Here is an 18,689-nt window from a genome sequence, read left to right on the forward strand (position 1 = left end):
AAAAACACAGGGCTCTGCGAAGTCGCAAGACGACGTATAGGGTCTGACGCCTGCCCGGTGCTGGAAGGTTAAGAGGAGGGGTGCAAGCTCTGAATCGAAGCCCCAGTAAACGGCGGCCGTAACTATAACGGTCCTAAGGTAGCGAAATTCCTTGTCGGGTAAGTTCCGACCTGCACGAATGGCGTAACGACTTCCCCGCTGTCTCCAGCATAGACTCAGTGAAATTGAATTCCCCGTGAAGATGCGGGGTTCCTGCGGTTAGACGGAAAGACCCCGTGCACCTTTACTATAGCTTTACATTGGCATTCGTAGTGGCATGTGTAGGATAGGTGGTAGGCTTTGAAACCTGGGCGCCAGCTCAGGTGGAGCCACCCTTGAAATACCACCCTTATTACTATGGATGTCTAACCGCGGCCCGTTATCCGGGTCCGGGACAATGTATGGTGGGTAGTTTGACTGGGGCGGTCGCCTCCTAAAGAGTAACGGAGGCGCGCGATGGTGGGCTCAGAACGGTCGGAAATCGTTCGCTGAGTGCAATGGCATAAGCCTGCCTGACTGCGAGACTGACAAGTCGAGCAGAGACGAAAGTCGGTCATAGTGATCCGGTGGTCCCGCGTGGAAGGGCCATCGCTCAACGGATAAAAGGTACGCCGGGGATAACAGGCTGATGACCCCCAAGAGTCCATATCGACGGGGTTGTTTGGCACCTCGATGTCGACTCATCGCATCCTGGGGCTGGAGCAGGTCCCAAGGGTATGGCTGTTCGCCATTTAAAGCGGTACGTGAGTTGGGTTCAGAACGTCGTGAGACAGTTCGGTCCCTATCTGCCGTGGGTGTAGGAATATTGAAAGGATCTGTCCCTAGTACGAGAGGACCGGGATGGACGGATCTCTGGTGGACCTGTTGTGGCGCCAGCCGCATAGCAGGGTAGCTATATCCGGACGGGATAACCGCTGAAGGCATCTAAGCGGGAAACCCACCTTAAAACGAGTATTCCCTGAGAACCGTGGAAGACGACCACGTTGATAGGCCGGGTGTGGAAGAGCGGCAACGCTTGAAGCTTACCGGTACTAATAGTTCGATCGGCTTGATCGTTCTCATTCCTTATGCTCATCGTGAAACACGATGATCTGACCAGCGCTCACGCATGAGCGGCCCTTACAGGGCCTATGCTCCGCGAGGGCGCCGGAAAACCGGCGACGCGCAGTCGCGCTTGCGGGCTTACGCCCGTAAGCAAAACACAAACGTCGCCTTGGCACGAAAAAACAGCTTCTCGATATAACGTGCGTTTTGCCGACCTGGTGGTTATGGCGGAGCGGCTGCACCCGATCCCATTCCGAACTCGGCCGTGAAACGCTCCAGCGCTGATGGTACTTCGTCTCAAGACGCGGGAGAGTAGGTCGCTGCCAGGTCTGCAAAACGCACGTTGAACTCTCATCCGCAAACCGGATGAAACTGAAATCTTCTCTCTACGAAAAGGCCCGCCAAGGGATCACGGGCCGCGCAAGCGGCCCTTTCATTTGGTCAGCCATATACCTATGTGTAAGCCATCCTGTTCATAGGCCCAGGCTTACGTCCAGATAAGCAAGCAAACGCTTGCTTCAGATCCGGAGCAGGCAAGAGCTTGCCCTGGAGAGTCCGGAGCAAGCAAGAGCTTGCCCTGGAGAGTCCGGAGCAAGCAAGAGCTTGCCCTGGAGAGTCCGGAGCAAGCAAGAGCTTGCCCTGGAGGTGACGCGGGGTGGAGCAGCCCGGTAGCTCGTCAGGCTCATAACCTGAAGGTCACAGGTTCAAATCCTGTCCCCGCAACCAACATCAAAAACAGCCCGCTTCACGCGGGCTTTTTGCGTTCGGACCGCGATCTATGGCCGCGACCGACTATTCAACGATTGAGGAGGGCAGCAAGGTTGGCGTGCTCGGCTTTATTGAGAGGTCCGCGAACCGGGGGATTGATGCCGCCTCGGCGCATTCGCGAAAGCTATACGTCGAGCATTAGGAAGTTCGCCAACCCGTCATGGCAAGCGATCTGCACGACAACAGCATGATTCGAGCCGCGGAGAGATCGTCGTGCGAAGGCGCGAACCGTTGATTTAAACAACCCGCGCCTTGCCGAAGCTTTTCGTCGCGGGCCGCGTCAGCCAGCTCGCCGCAATGACGCCTGGAAGGCCAGCGAGGTCCAGCTGTTGCTCGAGGCGAGATGGCAATAGAGCAGCGCAAGCGCGCCGGATTTCCTGAGATCAAGAAACGCCTCGTCGCTCAATTTGTTGAAGGCCGGCTCGTCGATCACCTGAAAGTCGGTGAGGTTGAGGGTCTCGCCGCCCTCCAGCGTCACCTTGCTCTGCCGCGGCGCGAACAGGCCGTGCGCGTCGATCTTGTCGATCATGGCGCGAGTCGCATTGAAGTCGGTCTGGAACTGGCTGCAGAAGGCGAGCGCCTGCCTCGAGGCCTCGGCCGGCTCGTTGCCGTCGAAGAAGGGCGCGGTCTCGTCGCCGCCCTTGGACGAAGGCGTCTGCTCGACGACGCGTTCGCTGGCGCGGTCGATGCACAACGTCAGGCGGCCGGTCGTTTTCGATTCATCGGCCAGGATGAAGGGGTACCGGCGGACATAGGCGGGAATGTAATGCGGCTCCGCCCATTTGCCGTCGGCGCCGACGAACAGGTTCTGGTCCTGACGCAGGCCGGTGATGATGACAGGCGCCTTGGCGTCGCCGATGAAAACGATCGGGTAGGAGCGCATTGCCGCCGGCATTTCCGAGGCGACGACGGGGATTGCGTGCGCGGTGCGGGCAAAGGAGAAATCGGCCCGCGCCGTAAGGCCGAGTGAGCCGTGCCGCAGCGGATTGAGCGCCTCGGGTTTTTTGTAGAACAGCGGCAGCGCGTTTGTCGCGGTGCTTCCGGCCGGGGCCGTGTCTGTTTTCGCGTCAGTCATCCCTAGTGTTCTCCTCTTATACCATTCCGGTTTAGGCCAGTGGCTGCCGGTGCGCAACGCGTTGACGGCTGCTTCACCCTACATGGCCAAGATAAATCTATCTGTTTGTTTGATCGTGCTCTTTTGTACTTCTGGAGATCGAGCTCTATAGACAGCACGCCATGAAGCGGCGAGATTGGCTGACGGGATAGACATCTCAAGAGAGCCGTCTGAAAGACAGACGAACCAGGGCAGGCGCATGGCATCGCTTTCGGATTTCGAGCAGGGGCAGAGCTTTTCCGTCGAAGCCGGCGGTCAGACGCTCACGATGGAACTGAGCGCGGTGCAGCCCATTGCCAACAGCCCGCGCGACGGCGGTGGCTTCACGCTGCTGTTCAGGGGGCCGCGCGACGCGGCGCTGCCGCAGGCTATCTATCGGTTCAACGGCAAAAGCGGCGCCCATGAGATCTTCATCGTGCCGATCGCTGCCGATGAGGCAGGGCGGCTTTACGAGGCGGTATTCAACTGATTTTTTTCGACCGGATCGGCCACGGGGACGCTCCGGCCATCAGGGCGATTTGGCAGCGCGGCGGCTCGACATATGATCGACTATATCGAGATTGCGGACGTATTTGACGGAGCGGCGTGTAGCGCACTGTGCGCGGAAATTCGGGCGGCCTTGGGCCGTCCGGCCGGCCTGCTGGGGCGTGCCGACCAGAAGATGGCATGGCCGGAGATCCGAAAGACCGTGCGCGCCGATGTTTCGCAGGCCACTGAAGAGCGAGTGAGTGCCCTGTTGGCGCAGCAGAAGGCGGCTCTGGAGCGGCATTTCGGGCTGCTGCTCGGCCAGGTCGAGAAACCTCAGTTCCTTCACTATCGGCAAGGCGATTTCTTTGTGCCGCACCAGGATGGCAACACGCCGCTCATTCACGACGAGTCGCGGTTCCGAAAGATCTCGGTGGTGATCTTTCTCAACCGTCAATCGGACAACCCTTCGCCAAAAAGCTATGCAGGCGGCTCGCTGGTCCTGCATGGGCCTTACAGCGGCCCGGGCCTGCGCGTTGCCATGCCCGCGTTGCCGGGCTCTCTCGTCGCCTTTCGTTCGGAAACGACGCATGAAGTCACCCCGGTCACGCGCAACGAACGTTTCACCATCGTCTCCTGGTATCGCGGCACGTGACGACCGGCACGACCCTTACGGCGAACGGATCATCAGGTCGTAGAGGCCCTTGTCCTCGGCAACGGTGAAGCCGAGGCGTTTGTAGAGCCGCCGCGCTGGATTGTTCTTCTCGACATGGATCGAGACCGACTTGCCGACGGCGGCGGCCTCATCGATGAGATCGGCGAGCAACGCACCGCCAGACCCCTTGCCGCGATGCGCCGGCAGGAAGGCGATATCTATGATGCAATGCTCGCTCGCCGAGCGCTCGATATACAGGCGACCGATATCTTGCCTTGCCTGCTCGATCACCAGCCAGTCGGCGTTGGGATAGTATTTCTGGTAATGCGCGTGCTGCGCTTGAAACTGCATGTCGAGGAACGCCGTTTTCTGCGCATCGCTCCACGGCGTGACGGCAAGTTCTTCGGCGCGGGTCGAGGCGTAGAGCGCCGACAGGAACGGCAGATCGGCGTCCGCCATCGGGCGGAACGTCAGATCAATCCGCGCCGCGCGCACCCAGCAAAATATAACAGGCCCGTTGTCCACAATCGGAAGCTGGATCATGGAGTGGCGCTTACGGACGCGCCGGATAAACGCCTTGCATGGCAATGATGAACGTCATCGCCAGATAGGGAGGCAGGTTGTTGTGAGGCAACGTACTGCCCGCCATGCTCAGTGCCTGGGGGTCCATCTGGACCAGATTTTGCGAAGTGTTGTTCTGATACAGCGTTCCGCCCCCCGACTTCCCCAGAACAACCGCATCGGTAAGAGTTCCCTGGGCGCCACTCTCGGTGGACATCGCGACAAAATGATTATGTTGCGGCATTTCCGTTTGCAGAAGGGTGATGGACGTTTCGCCACCCGTCTCGCCGAGAAACCGCTCCGACAAGCCATTGCCGTGTCCTTGCCCCATGGGCGCGGAGCCAGCCATATTCGGCAACGCGAAGGTCGACTTGCCGTCGCCGCCGTAAACTGTGCCCAGCAGCGAAAACAGCGCCGTATTCTGCGAGATTGGCAGGAGCTGGCCATCGCAGGTCGCCCACCCCGTCGGGGCGAAATCTCCGGCAAAAATTCGAATTTCGGCGACGAACGGATTGGTCATGGCAAGTCTCTAGCTTTGCTGGGGGAAGATGCCAAATAGCGAGATGATGAAACTGACGGCGAGGAACGGCACCATATTGTCGTGAGGCTGGCTGCCGCCGGCCGGCGAAATGGCTCCGGCGGCCATGTTGCCATCAGGTGCGATACCCACATAGGGCGTCAGCAGGCTCGATGTCGCCAGGACACCGCCGGACGGACCCGGATTCTTGGCGATATTCGACGAACCGGTCCAGGTATGGGAATGGTTCGGCATTTGTTGGGTTGAAACAGTGACGGATTCGACCCCGCCCAGTTCTCCGATGATATAGGTCTGGCTGACCAGCGGGCCCTTGCCAGCATGGACGGGGATGCGGGATGCGAGGTTGGGCAGGGCGAATGTTTCCTCCCCGTCGCCGCCATAGGTCGTACCGATCAGATTGAACAAGGTTTCGTTCTCGGAGATCGGCATCAACTGGCCTTGGCAGAACGCCCAGCCATTCGGAGGGAAATTGCCACCGAACATCCTGATCTCGCCGACAAAAGGTTGGCTCATCGAAGCGTCCTCTTAATTTCGCGACGGGAATATGCCTTGCAGGGCAATGATGAAATTCAAGACGAGATAGGGCGATCTGTTCTCATGCGGCTGGCCGCCACCGACGAAAGTGATGTTTTCCTTCGCCATAGCCACCGCGCTGCCAGGCGGCTGATAGATCGGGCTGGCGTTCGCCCCCAACAGCGCGCCGGATGGATTGTTGACGTTGCCGGCAGTGTTCGATGCGTTGACGAAATGGTTGTGTGTCGGCATTTCGCCGAGCGTGAGCGTGTGAAACTCTTCGCCGCCCTGGCCGCCGACAATTGCACCGATAGGGCCGCCCGTATGAACCGGCGCACGTCCCCTCATATCCGGAAGGGCAAAATTTGTCTGGCCGTTGCCGCCGTACCTGGTGCCAAGAAGTGAGAACAATGGCTGGTTCTGGTTAAGCGGCAACAACTGGCCGTTACAAAATGCCCAGCCGCGCGGTGCATAGTTCCAGGAAATGATCTTGACTTCACCTAAATAAGGCTCGCTCATCCCCGTTCCCTTCGTTGGCGGCTTACTGTCTGAATTCTTGTATTATGCCTAAGTAAGACAACAAGTCGATATCAGATTCATAAAATATATTTCCTAGGACGAAATCCAAGGTTGCTGACTACGGTGTCGCGGCAGGCAGCAGTGGCAGCGGCTGGTTGAAGAACGTCCGGGTGTCCGTCAGTGCCGTTGCCCCGCCATTGACGGTTTCGATACCGGCCTCGCTCGCCTGCGGTACGTTGATCGTGCCGTCGGCGCCGCCGAGGCCGTCCGCGAGGAAGCGGATGGCATTGGCGTTGTTGACGTTGGTGATGGTGTTGGCATGAACGTCGGCATTGATGATAGCGCCGGCAAATGTGGCGGTGACCGTGATGCCGCGGCTGTCGGCATTGTCGCGAATGGTGTTGTTGGTGACCGCCGCGTGCACGGTGCCCGGCTGCACGAGCTGCGTGATCGAGACGCTGTCGCCACCGCTTATGCCGTTGACGCCGATGCTCTGGATAATGTTGTTGTCGATCAGCACCTTGGCGACGCCGAGGCTTTCATGCCCAACCCTGATGCCGTTGCCGGTTCGCGATCCCGAGGTTGCTACGCCTTGCGTACCGATGACGTTGTTGGCGATTGTGCCGTCAAGCGTCCGTGCGAGGTCGCCGCTGCTGAACACGTTGATGGCCGTCGAGTCGCTGTTGGTGACGGTGTTGTTCCGGACGGTGAAATTCAGATTGCCGCCCGTGCCGGCGCCGGAATTGCTGCTCTGGGTGAGGTTGATGCCGTTGTTCAGATTGTTGAATAGATTTCCCGTGGTCTCGCCGATGTGAGCGTTGACGGTGCCGTCATTGGCAATGACGAACAGACCGGTTCCAGGGATGACTCCCGGTCCGGGATAGGCGTTGTTGCCGGTGAAGGTTGCGCCGTCGACGGTCAGCGTCATCGTCGGCGCGCCGGCGACACCGGCGCCGTCCGCCTCGAAGATGAAGTCGCTGCCGGCATTGTTCGAGGCGCCGTTGTTCGAGAACGTGCCGCCGCTCACCACCAGGTTCGCCAACGTGCCGCCGGAATTGATGACCTGCACGTTATGGGTGAATGAGTTGGAGACCGTGAGGTTGGTGAACGTGGTGACGTGCGAGGCGTTGCCGGTAAGTTCGTTGAACAGGATTCCGGACTCGGTGTTGGCATCGGCATTGCTGTTCAGGGTCAGACCGTTGAGCACCACGCCGTTGACCCGCAGCCCCTTTATGCCGTTGCCCGCATTGTCGCTGATGATCATGTTGCTCAGGCTGACATCCTGAGTGTCGGTCAGGCTGACGCCATCGCCGGTCGAGTTCTGGATCGTGCCGCCGCTGCCCCCCGTCGCGCCGGTGCCGGTCACCACCAGATTGCCGCTGGTGCCGGTGTTGTTGAGCACGATGCCGTTGGCTGCACCATTGGACGCAATGCTCCTGAACGTCACGTCGCCGGCGCCGATCGTCGTGTTGGCGACATTAAGCGCCGTGCCCGTGCCGGACGCGATGGTGTTGCCGGTGCCCTGCACCGTCACCGTGCCGCCGCCGGTGGCATTGAAACCGGCGCCGCTGGTGGTGGCGATGACCAGCCCGCCATTGGTGAAGTTGATCGTCGCACCGGTATTGTCGCTCAGGCTGACGCCAGCCGCCGTGGTCGAGGTGATCGACTTCGACGCGCCGGAGAAGGTGATGATGCCGGCGACATTGTCGTCCAGCAGGAGGCCGATCTGGCCCGCCGCATTATGCGTGATGTTGCCCGACAGGGTGATGTTGCCGGCGGTCAGGGCGCGATCCTGGATGTTGACCGCCTGGCCGGTGCTGCCGCTGGTGATCGCGCCGGCATAGGTGAAGGCCGCCGTGCCGCCGCTGTTGGCGGTGCCTAGGCCATCGCCGATACGGATCACGGCGCTTGTTCCGCCCACCAGCGCGCCGGTGCCGAGGTCGATCGCTCCCGAACCGGTGACGGTATCGAGGATGACGGCGCTGGTGCCGCCGGCGCCTTTGTTCGTGGAAGCGAAGGTCACGCCGCCCGCCGCGATGGCAACGCTGTCAAGGTTGACCGCGACGCCGCTGCCGGTCGAAATCGTGTTGCCCGAGCCGATAACGGTCACGGTGCCAGTACCGTTGCTCGTGGCGTTGAAGCCGGTGCCGGAGGTGGTGGTGATGGCTAGGCCGCCGCCGGTGAAGTTGACCGCGGTGTTGGTGTTCGCCGTCAGGTCGACGGCATTGTTGGCTCCGGTGGTCAGTATCTTGCTGGCGCCGGAGAAGTTGATCGTGCCGCCGGTGTTGGCGTTGACGAGGATCCCGTTGGCCACGCCGCCGGTGGCGCTGAGAGTGCCCGACAATGTCGTGGTGCCGGCGGTGCGGGTGGAGATGCTGACGACGTTTCCGGCCGTGGTCTTGGTGACCGAGCCGGCATAGCTGACATTGGCCGAGCCGCCGGTGACCAGGAAGGCCGCGCCGGTCGCGCCGCCGAGCGCACCGGAGCCGAGGCTGACAGTGCCGGCGCCGGTGACATTGGTCAGCGACACGTTGTTGGTTCCGCCGGTCGAATTGGTAGAGGTGAAATTGATGCCGGTGGTGGTGGCGATGCCGTTGAGGTTGACCGCCTGCGCGGAAGTGGAGCTCACCGTGCCGGTCGTCACATTGACCGTGCCGCCATTGATGGCGCTGAATCCGGTGGTGCCGTTGGTGACGATGTCGAGGTTTGCGAAGCTGACGGTCGAGGCCGTGGCGCCGTTGTTGATTGCGACTGCGGTGCCGGTCATCGGCGTCGTGGTGCCGAGATCGACCGTACCGGTGAAGCTCACCGTATTGGCCGCCGTCGCGCCGGAAATACTAATGCCGCTGGCAGCGCCATTGGCGATCACCGAGCCGGCGAAGGTGAAACTGCCGCCAGCGCGGGTCGAGATCGTGGCCGCCGCGCCCGACGTGCTGATGATAGAGCTGGCGCCGTCGAAGCTGATCACCGCGTTGCCGCCGGTCACCGAAAGGCCGCTGCCGCCCGATATGTCGACATTGGTACCGGCAATCGTGCCGCCAGCGCCCGACGCGCCACCGAAGGCGATGCCGGTTCCGGTCGCCGCCGTGGTGATGTTGACGTTGGTCAGCGTCGTCGTGCCGGTGGTGTTGTCGAGTTTGAAAGCAATGCCGGTGGCGCCGGTGCTGGTGACGTTGGTGATGGTGGTGTTGGACGCGTTCAGCCACACATCGCTGGCGTTGCCGGAGAAAGTAACGTTGTTGATCGTCGTGCTGTTTGACGGCGTGATCTCGATACCCTGCGTGGCGAAATTGCTGATGGTCATGTTGCTGATGACGGTATTCGCAGCACCCGCGCCATTGTCCTTGACGCCACGCGCGGCACCCGCCGGGCTGCCATTCAGGATGAAGCCGTCGATGATGTTGCCGCTGGCGCCGAGCGTGATGACATTGTTGCCGGCGCTCGTCGTCAGCGTCGCGGCGCCATTGGGCGTCTGGTCGATGATCGAGATGCTGTTGCTGGCGAGCTGGATGGTGGAGGGCACTGTCAGCGCCAGATTGATGTTGCCGTTGCCGAAGCCGCGCACCTGCTCGCCGGTGGCGAGAGCCAGCGTGTCGTTGCCATTGCTGCCTGCCGCGGTGATGGTGCCGCCATCGTTGACGAGAACCAGAATGTCCGTCGCCACGGCTGCTGCTTCGGCGGTGGCCAGCGTCGCGAGATTGTTCTGGTCGCGACCGCTGCCGTCACCGGTCGCGGACGCGCCGACGAAATAGACCTTGCCGACTCCGAAGCCCAGGCCGGGAGCCGACTGGAAGTTCACATCCTGGAAATTGTAGGTGCCGGCAACCGGCGCACTGGATGCGTCGATGCCTACATTGGCGCCGATGGTCGAGAGCTGGTCGGTCGCCGATTCGCCGTCGCCATAGGTGAAAGCGAGGTTGGTGGCGCTGTTGAGGAACACGCCGGTGTTGACGCCGGCAATGCTGGAGCTGGCGCCGCCGACAACGGCATCGCCGAGGCGTACCGTCTGGCCGCCAGTGGTGCCACGCAGGTCGACGCCTATCGAGGTGCCGGCGGCGGCGGCATTGGTGACATCGAAGTCATTGGCCGTCACCGCCGCATTGATGGTGGCACCGTTGAGGTCGAAGGCCACGCCCGTGGTGCTGTTCAGGCCGATGTCGAGATCGTTGAAGGACAGCGCCGCGCCAAGCGTGCCGGAAACATCGACACCACGCGTGGTGATGCCTTGCAGGTTGACCGTGCCGAGAATGATGGCCCCGCCGCCGGACGAGGCGATATTGGTCAGCGAGATGCCGGTTGCGGCGGCAGTGGCCGAAACACTGTCGAAATTCATGCCCGCAGCGCCAATCGTAACGCCATTGAGGTTCAACGCGGTGCCGCCGGCCGTCGTGGTGATGCTGTTGTCGCTGAGGAGCGCGCCGACGCTGACCGTGCCACCGCCGCTGGCGTTGAAGCCCGTGCCGGAGGTGGTGGTAATCACCAGGCCACCCGTATCGAAGTTGATCGTCGCGCCGGTGTTGGTCGTCAAGTCGACCGCCGTATTGGCGCCAGTGGTCAGCGTCTTCGTGCCACCGCTGAGAGTGATGGTCCCGCCGGAGTTGCCGTGGACATAAATACCATTGTCGAAACCGCCGGTGGCGCTGAGCGCGCCGGACAGTGTGACCGTGCCGCCGGTGACGCCGGAGATGTCGACGATCTTGCCGGCGGTGGTCTTGGTGACCGTGCCGCCATAGCTGACGGTCGCAGCACCGCCGGTGAGCTGGAATGCGACGCCCGAAGCGCCGCTCAATGCGCCGGATCCGAGGCTGACTGTTCCGGTGACATTGGCCAGGCCAACATTGTTGGTGCCGCCGCCCGACGAGGTCGAGTCGAGCGCAATGCTGGCGGCGACGTTGATGAGGTTGATCGCCTGGCCGCTGGTCGAATTTACCGTCTGGGCTGCAGCGGAAGCGGTGATGCCCATAACGCCACCGGTCCCGACAATGCCGGTGCCGCTGGTGGTATCGATGGTCAGGCCGTTGAGGAAGTTCACCGTGCCGGCGCTTTGCGAGAAGCCGACGCCGCTGCTCGTGTCGATGTTGGCGAGGCCGGCGATGTTGAGGTTGCCGCTGACCCAGTTGATGCCGCCGCCGGTCGTCGCGACGTTGTTCACCGTCACCGTGTTGAAGGTGAACGTGCCGGTGTTGGCGCCGGTGACGTCGATGCCGAAGCTGCCGGTGCCGGTGATGCTGGTTGCGCCGGAGACATTCACCGCCCCGGTGACGCCGTTGAGGATGATGCCGCTGGTGGCGCCGCTCGAGGTGATGCTGTCGAAATTGACGCCGCCGGCGCCGAGTGTGCCTTGCAGCGACAGCGCGGTCTGGCCCGTGGCGTTGATCGTCGTCGAACCGGCATTGGCGACGGTGAGGCCATTCAGTCCCGAAAGGCTGAGGCCGGTGGCCAACGATGTCGTGATGTCGAGGCCGCCATTGAAGTTGACCGCAGCTGCCGCGCTGCCGCCCGAAATCGAAACGCCGTTGCCGCCGGTGATCGTCACCTGGTCGGTGAAGGTCACCGCGCCGCCGGTGCGGTTGGCGATATTGATGCCGCCACCGGTCAGCGTTCCCGGAGTGGCGCTGTTGGGCAGGATGCCGCGCGACACCGAAATGGCGCCGGTGCCGCCGTTGACGTCGAGCAGCGTGCCGGCAACGTTGATGTTGTTGTTGATGATCGACAGATTGCCGTTGAGGCCGGCGACCTGGATGGCCGTCTGACCAGCGGCGACGTTGCTGATCGTCACGCCTTCGATGGTGATGCCGCTGGCATTGCTGAAGCCGACCGCGCTCTGATCGATGAGGAAGGCGGCACCGGTCGCGCTGCTGAAGTCGAAAGCGGTGTGGCGCACGGCGTTGTCGCCGAGCAATTGCATCAGGTTGGCCGTCCCGCTGACCACGGCCTCGTCGCCGGTGATGTTGCCGCCGGTGGCGCCGAAATTGCCCTGGACGTTGGCCGGCTGGATCGTGCCGGTCGAAACCACATTGCTGTTGCCGAAGCCGGTGATCGTCTGGCCGGAATCGAGCGTGAAGGCGGTGGCGCCGAGATTGATCGTGCCGACGAAGGCGAAGTTCTGCGTGCCGGTCAGCGCATCGGCGGCGGCGAGCGAAATGGTGTTGACGCCCATGCTGAGATTGCCGGTCGTGCCGGCGGCGATGAAGCCGCCCGACTGCGAGACCAGCGTGATCGAACCGGGCGCGGTGGCGAGGTTGGCGCTGCCGGTGAAGAACACGTCGTCGAAATCGTAGTTGCCGAGCGTCGGATCGAGACCGACCGTGTTGACGGTGAAGCCGCCGGCGGCGGCGATGATGAAGGATTCCAGCCCGTCGGTCGAATCGCCGTCGCCGAAGGTGAAGTTGGCATTGGCGGAGGTCGCCGTGGTCTGGCCGGACGACAATTCGACGCCGATGCCGACATTGTCGATCTTCGAGCCCTGCAGGAAGGTGATGACCTTGTTGCCGGTGGTCGACGACAGGTCGATGCCGCGCGAGGTCAGGTCGCCCAGGCCGGTGATCGTCGTCAGGCCGAAATCGGCCGTCGTCGAGGAGCCGCTGAAGTCGATGCCGGTCTGGTTGGCGCCGACATCGTCGATGGTGGTCGTGCCGAAGCTGACATCGTTGTTGGTGCCGGCGAAGTTGATGCCGGCAGTGCCGCTCGTGGTGCCCAGCGTGACCTGGGTCGTGCCGAAGGTCACCGGGCCGGCATTGCCGACAATGTTGATGCCGATGCCGCCGGCGCCCGTCACGGTCACCGCCCCGAAGGTTGCCGATGCGGTGCTCGCGACACCGGAGACGGACAGGCCGGTGCCCAAGGCATTGGTGATCGATAGCGGGGTGGTAACATTCAACGTTGCGGTGCCGATCAGGCCACCGACCACCGCGCCGCCGCCACCGCTCGCCGACAGGGTCGGGCCGGTGAAGCTGAACGCACCGCCTGCCGGGGGCAATGTCGAGCCGATGGCGAACAGATTTCCGGTGCCGGTCGACGTGACGCTGCCGCTGAACTGGGCCGAGCCGCCGATGGTGCCGTCGATCTTGACCGCCGTGCCTGGTGCTGTTGCCGAGCTGGAGATGTTGGCCGAGACCGTGATCGCGGCGCTGCCGCCAAAAACCACGACGCCGTTGCCGGTGCCGGAACCGGTGATGGTGCCGCCGATGTTGATCGTGCCGGTGTTGTTGGTCAGGCTGACGTCGTCGCCCGAAACCAGCGTCGTCACCAGATTGTTGACATTGACCGTCGCGGCGCTGCCTTGCACCACGAAGCCGGGGCCACCGCCAACAACCGTGTCGATCGTCGTCGTGCCATTGAAGGTAACGGCGTTGGCCACGTTGGTGAGGCGGATGGCGTCGCCATTGACGCGATTGATGTCGACAGCGCCGAAGGTGACGCTGCCGCCGCTGGTGTTTTCGATGAGGATGCCGGTCTGCACGGCGCCGCCTGAGCCGTCGACGGTGACGCTGTCGAAAATGACGCCGCCTGCGCCGATGGTCAAACCGCCGGCGCCACCGAGATGGATGCCGTTTTCGACAGGGCCGAGCCCAGATGCGGTCGTGTTGGTGCCGGTGACGGTGAGCGTGCCGCCATTGATGGCGCTGAAGGCAAGGCCGCCATCGGTGGTGAGGTCGAGCCCTCCGGTGAAATTGATCGTGCCGCCGGCATTGCCGGTCAGGTCGATGGCGTTGGCCGCGCCGGTGCTGGCGGTGATTTGGCCGGCGAAGGTGGCGGAGCCGCCGGTCATGCCGCTGATCATGACCGCGCTCGCGGCACTCGTCTGATTGATGGTGCCGTTGTAGGTGAGGTTAGGCGTTGCTCCAAGAATGCTGAGCGCCGTGCCCGTCGTGCCGGCGATCGAACTCGCATTGTCGAAGGTCAGCGTGCCCGTGGAACCGCCCGTGACGCTGACGCCGATACCGGCGCCGGTGATATCCAAATTGTTGAAGGTGCCGGTGCCGCCGAAGTTGCTGGCCAGCAGGCCGGTGCCGCTGACGCCGCCCATCGTCGTGTTGGTGATGTTGATCGCACCCGTTGCGCCGGTCAGGTCGATGCCGGTTACGGCGCTGCTGATCGTCACCCCGGTTATGGTGGCCGCGTTTACATTCGATCCGTTGATCGCCGAGCCCGAACCCGCATTGCTGAGGCTGAGGTCGGCGACGCGGTTGCCGTTGGCGAGATCGATGGTGCTGCCGGCCGAGTTGTTGAGAGTGGCGGCGCCATTGCCGAACGGATCGACCTGGGTGCCCGAAGTAACCACCTCGGCGCCGGTGACGTTGGCCGGCGGCCCGCCGAGAGCGACGGTGTTGCCGTTGGCGAAGGAGACGATCTGCTGGCCGTCGGCAAGCGTGAAGCCGTCGGCATCGGTGTTGATGGTTCCAGCGCCGTTGTTGACAAGGACGAAGATGGTGTTGGCGTCGGTCGTCAGACCGTCGGCGGCGTCGGCGTTGATAAGGTCGCCAACGCTCGCGCCGGAGCCGGTCCCGGTGTTTGCTGCGCCGACGAAGATGACGTTGGCGGTGTCGAACAGCTGCGGGCCGACCAGATGGGTGGCGTTGAAGGCATAGGTGCCGTTGCCGGCTAGCAGGCCGCGCATGTCGAGCGAGGCGGTCGTCCCGGTGATCGAACTGGTGCCGACACCGGCGCCGAACGAGAAGGTCGTGTTTGCGCTGGTGCCTGCCGCGCCGTTGGTGCCCATCTGGACGCCGGTGCCGGCGGAGATCACACCGGTGCCGATCGTCACCGAGCCGCCGGTGGTGCCGGAAAGGTCGATGCCCGTGGAAGTGCCAGCTCCGGCAATGTCGAGCGACGTGGCGGTGAAGGTCGACTGGCTGCCCGACAGGTCGAGCCCGGTCTTGCCTGTGGGCAGGCCGGTGATGTCGATGTTGGCGAAGCTGATCGTGCCGTTGGCGCCCTGGACGTCGATGCCGCTCTGGGTCGGCTGGCCGATGCTGGCGTCGCCGAACGTTACCGCGCCGGAATTGCCATTGAGGAGGATCCCGTTCACGCCGGCCTGGTTGATCGTCACCGTGCCGAACGTGGTGGCGCCGGAACTGTTGTTGATCGAGATGCCGTCGCGCGATGGCTGGGTGATGGTGGCCGCGCCGCCGAAATCAACCGTGGCGGCGCTGTTTGTGATGAAAATGCCGTCGAAAAGGGTGTTGGAGGTCGTCGTCGTGCCGGTAACGGAGAAATTGCCGCCGACGTTGCCCAGGCCGATTCCACTCTGTCCGCCGGACTGGCTCACCATGTCCAGCGTGACATTGAGCGCCATCGGGTTGATAAGCCCGAAAGTGACGACATAGACGGCCTGGAGGCCGTTGCCCGAAACCGTGCCGCCGGTCGTCGTCAGGCTTCCGCCGCCCGTCGAGTTGACGAAGATGCCTAAGCCGCCATTGTCCTTTGCATCGAGCGTCTCGAATCCATAGTTTCCGCCGCTGACGATGAACAGGCCGTGGCCGGTATTGTTCGAGAGTGTCGTCGTGCCGGTGAAACTGTAAGTTCCGCCACCATTGTCGATGAGCAGGCCGCTGCCGGTATTGCCGCTTGAGTTCAAATTGTCGGCGGAAACATTGTTGATGGCGCCATCGAACAGCACGCCGTTCAGGCTGGCGCCTGAAACATTCAGCCCCGACATCGTGACATTGCTGACGCCGCTGCCATGCACGCCATTGCCGTTCGCCACACCGGCGATGTTGAAGTCGAGCAGCGACGTGTTGTTGGCCAGCGTCACGGCGTCGCCGGTGCCGGTATTGGTCAGCGTGGCTGCGCCGCCTGGATCCGAGACGACCTGGTCATGCTTGACGTTGTCACCGGTGACGTTGACGGGAATGCCGCCGAGCGAGAAAGTACGCCCGTTGCCGAACGAAGCCATTGTCTGTCCGGCACTCAGCGAGAAGCCGCCAGAGGCGTCGATGGGCGTCCCGTCATTGACCAGCACGAAGATCGCGGTGCCGTTGGTGATAAGGTCAGCCTGGTTAATCGCAAGCAGACTAGACGTGGAAGAGCCGTCACCCAATGATCCGACGCCGCCGACGAAAATCACATTCTGCTGGTCGAACAGCTGCGGGCCGCTGAAGGTCGTCGAGCCGAAAGCATAGAGCCCGAGCGTCTGGTTGAGCCCCCGCGCGTCGAGGGAGGCGGTGATGCCGGCAATCGAGCCGCCGCCGAAACTGAATTGGGCATTGGCCGAATTGGCCGGCGAGCCGGAAATGCCGAAGCGCATGCCGGTGTCGACATTGGCGATCGCGCCGCCATCGGTGATGACGATCGTTGCCCCGCCCGCGCTCGGGGAAGACAGATCGATGCCGATCGAGCCGGCGGCGCCTGTGCCAGTGATGTTGAGCGACTGCGCGGTGAAATTCGTCTGGCTGCCGGAGAAATCGAGGCCGACGCCGGAGCCGAGGCCAGCAATGACGATGTTGCCGGCAATTATTGATGTGTTGGCGCCCGCAAACACCATGCCGTCGGTGCCGGGATTGGTGATGTCGATGTCGCCGAAGCGGATCGCGGCCGGCGAATCCGTGATCGCGATGCCCGGTCCGGTCGTGTTCGAGATCGTCGTCGCGCCGTTGACGGTGAAGCTGCCCGAAAGATTCTCGAGCACGACGCCCGATGCGCCGCCGGTCTGGGTGATCGAATCCAGCACGATATGGGCGGTGATCGGATCGATGAAGACACCGACGCCGTCGTCGCCGAGCGCCTTGTTGCCCGACACCTGGCCGCCGGTGATGGTGATCGAGCCGGCGACCCCGGTGCCCTTAACGGTAATGCCGGCATCGTTGTTGTCGAGCGCGTTGAGGGTGGCGAAAGTGTAGGTGCCGTGGCCGGTTATATCCAGGCCGTCGTCGCCATTGCCCTGCAGCAGCGTCGTGCCGGTGAAGTTATAGGCGCCGTCGCCTTCGATATGCAGTCCGTCGAGGCCGTTGTCGGTCGCGGTGAAGTTCGAGCCATTGACGCCGGTCGAGGTGCCGGTGAAGTCGGCGCCGTGGCCGACCGTGCCGGTGACGGTGACCTTGGTCAGCGTGGCGCCGGCGATGTTGTTGCCGAAGATGCCGTCCTTGCCGCCGGTGATGATGATGCCGCTCAGCGTGTTGCCGTTGGCGAGCGTCAGGACGTTGTTGGCGGGGTTGGTGCCCTGGAGGGTGCCGTTGGATCCGCCGAAATTGTAGGTGCCGATGCTGCCGTCGACGAGCCGCGCCTGGACGCCCCCGCCACCGCCGATGACGGTCTGGCCGTTGGCGAGCGTCACACCGGCTGTCGTAATGTTGCCCTTGCCGCCGAGCGCGACGACGACGCCGTTCGCGCCGGCGCCGGCGACCGCATTGTCGAGCGTGGTCGGGTCGCCGATCGTGCCGAGGCCGAGCGCGTCGTTGTCACCATCGGCAAAGAAGAACTGGCCGAATGCCGTGTTGGTGGCGGCATTGATCGCCACCCGCGTCGACGTGCCGGTAACTTTGTCCTGGCTCTCGATGCGTACGCCGATGTCGCCGCGCACGCGCTCGTTGACGCGTTTGCGCAGGCCGGGGCTGACCGGATAGACCGGCTCGGCGCCGTCATCGGCCGAAGACGAGCCCTTGTCGAAAGCGTTGAGCGGCACCGTCAGCCGGATGCTGCCGGCGAACTGGGTGTCATCGCGGTTGTCGTTGCGCACCTCGCCGGTGAAGGTCAGCGACGTGCCTTTGCCGATGACGTCGCCGATCGAATATTCCAGGCCGGCCTTGGCGCCGGTGATGCTGCCGTCGTCGCCGTCGGGATCGCCGAAATGGTAGGCGCCGACATCGAAACGCAGTGAATGGTTCTCGGGCAGGTTGAGCGGCACCTGAACGCCGACCTCGCCCTCGATGCCCCAGGCCGCGTAATCGCGGTGGGCGATGGCCGATATCTGCTCGATCAGCTGATGACCGACCAGCGACAGGCTCGACTCTTGCCCGGCCATGCTGCGGTCGCCGCTGATCGGCAGATAGACGTTTACGTGCGCATCGTATTTTGAGGTGATGGCCTCGAGGCCGAGCGTCGAGGCGACGAACTGGTGACTGTCGTGGTTCTGGATGTTGAGATAGGCGTAGCCGCCGATCATCAGATCCGGATTCACGATGCGGCGAACGCCGAGGCCGACGTCCTGGCCGAAGCCGTCGTCGAAATCGTATTTCGAGCGCACATCGAGAAAGAGAACGGATTCGAGGTTCTGCTTCAGCGGCAGGAAACCCTCGATCGCCGTGTTGCCGCCATTGTTGTTGGCGCCGATGATGGCGCGGACCTGCGGCTGCCACAGTCCGGTGTCGCCGGCATGGGCGGCTATGCCGGAAAGGGCAAGTGCCAGAGTGGACAGCGCAGTCGTCTTCCAGAGATGCCTGGAAAAACCTGACCGGCGATACTTGCTATTCGCCCGGAAGCTTCTTCCGTGCGTCGCCATGTCATTGATCTGCCGAGTTTTCTCGGTCGTCTCC

At 62.8% G+C, this 18,689-nt stretch carries 8 protein-coding genes, 1 tRNA gene and 2 rRNA genes (1 of these 11 only partly in view); 5 read left to right on the forward strand and 6 right to left on the reverse strand.

Annotated elements, in window-relative coordinates; all coding sequences use genetic code 11:
- The 3 genes from ACYG9R_RS15135 to ACYG9R_RS15145 form a co-directional block, all read left to right on the forward strand.
- A 23S ribosomal RNA gene (locus ACYG9R_RS15135) occupies window positions 1-1,095 on the forward strand; it begins 1,706 nt to the left of the window's first position.
- 202 nt (window positions 1,096-1,297) lie between these two features.
- A 5S ribosomal RNA gene (gene rrf, locus ACYG9R_RS15140) occupies window positions 1,298-1,412 on the forward strand.
- A gap of 320 nt (window positions 1,413-1,732) precedes the next feature.
- Window positions 1,733-1,809 (forward strand) — tRNA-Met (locus ACYG9R_RS15145).
- 322 nt (window positions 1,810-2,131) lie between these two features.
- Here ACYG9R_RS15145 and ACYG9R_RS15150 read toward each other — a convergent pair.
- A complete protein-coding gene (locus tag ACYG9R_RS15150; RefSeq protein ID WP_023698851.1) occupies window positions 2,132-2,926 on the reverse strand; it encodes a SapC family protein in 795 nt (264 codons plus the stop codon).
- A gap of 238 nt (window positions 2,927-3,164) precedes the next feature.
- Between ACYG9R_RS15150 and ACYG9R_RS15155 the strand changes: the two genes are divergently transcribed.
- Window positions 3,165-3,434, forward strand: coding sequence for a DUF6916 family protein (locus tag ACYG9R_RS15155; protein ID WP_023672960.1), 270 nt, complete (start codon window positions 3,165-3,167; stop codon window positions 3,432-3,434).
- A gap of 72 nt (window positions 3,435-3,506) precedes the next feature.
- A complete protein-coding gene (locus ACYG9R_RS15160; RefSeq protein ID WP_023698850.1) occupies window positions 3,507-4,085 on the forward strand; it encodes a 2OG-Fe(II) oxygenase in 579 nt (192 codons plus the stop codon).
- Window positions 4,086-4,100: 15 nt separating this feature from the next.
- On the opposite strand, the gene ACYG9R_RS15165 is transcribed toward ACYG9R_RS15160, so the two are convergent.
- The 5 genes from ACYG9R_RS15165 to ACYG9R_RS15185 form a co-directional block, all read right to left on the reverse strand.
- Window positions 4,101-4,628: a GNAT family N-acetyltransferase gene (locus tag ACYG9R_RS15165; RefSeq protein ID WP_023835059.1), complete on the reverse strand. Its 528-nt coding sequence runs from the start codon at window positions 4,626-4,628 to the stop codon at window positions 4,101-4,103.
- 10 nt (window positions 4,629-4,638) lie between these two features.
- Entirely contained in the window at window positions 4,639-5,166 is a 528-nt protein-coding gene (locus tag ACYG9R_RS15170; protein WP_023698848.1) for a phage tail protein, read from the reverse strand.
- A gap of 9 nt (window positions 5,167-5,175) precedes the next feature.
- The gene (locus ACYG9R_RS15175; RefSeq protein WP_023672956.1) at window positions 5,176-5,697 is read right to left on the reverse strand and encodes a phage tail protein; all 522 of its coding nucleotides are present in this window, start codon (window positions 5,695-5,697) and stop codon (window positions 5,176-5,178) included.
- Between the two features lie 12 nt (window positions 5,698-5,709).
- On the reverse strand, window positions 5,710-6,216 hold the full coding sequence (locus ACYG9R_RS15180) for a phage tail protein (protein WP_023672955.1): 507 nt from the start codon (window positions 6,214-6,216) through the stop codon (window positions 5,710-5,712).
- 118 nt (window positions 6,217-6,334) lie between these two features.
- Window positions 6,335-18,655 carry a beta strand repeat-containing protein gene (locus ACYG9R_RS15185; RefSeq protein WP_460221834.1) on the reverse strand — a complete coding sequence of 4,107 codons (12,321 nt, stop codon included), beginning with the start codon at window positions 18,653-18,655 and terminating at the stop codon, window positions 6,335-6,337.
- Between the last annotated feature and the right edge of the window lie 34 nt (window positions 18,656-18,689).

The organism is Mesorhizobium sp. RSR565B, from assembly GCF_054719465.1.

Bases quoted from the DNA above. Each gene is read 5' to 3' on its own strand.
- ACYG9R_RS15170 (WP_023698848.1), bottom strand. From the start codon at position 5,166: ATGACCAATCCGTTCGTCGCCGAAATTCGAATTTTTGCCGGAGATTTC.
- ACYG9R_RS15165 (WP_023835059.1), bottom strand. From the start codon at position 4,628: ATGATCCAGCTTCCGATTGTGGACAACGGGCCTGTTATATTTTGCTGG.
- ACYG9R_RS15155 (WP_023672960.1), top strand. From the start codon at position 3,165: ATGGCATCGCTTTCGGATTTCGAGCAGGGGCAGAGCTTTTCCGTCGAA.
- ACYG9R_RS15175 (WP_023672956.1), bottom strand. From the start codon at position 5,697: ATGAGCCAACCTTTTGTCGGCGAGATCAGGATGTTCGGTGGCAATTTC.
- ACYG9R_RS15160 (WP_023698850.1), top strand. From the start codon at position 3,507: ATGATCGACTATATCGAGATTGCGGACGTATTTGACGGAGCGGCGTGT.
- ACYG9R_RS15150 (WP_023698851.1), bottom strand. From the start codon at position 2,926: ATGACTGACGCGAAAACAGACACGGCCCCGGCCGGAAGCACCGCGACA.
- ACYG9R_RS15180 (WP_023672955.1), bottom strand. From the start codon at position 6,216: ATGAGCGAGCCTTATTTAGGTGAAGTCAAGATCATTTCCTGGAACTAT.
- ACYG9R_RS15185 (WP_460221834.1), bottom strand. From the start codon at position 18,655: ATGGCGACGCACGGAAGAAGCTTCCGGGCGAATAGCAAGTATCGCCGG.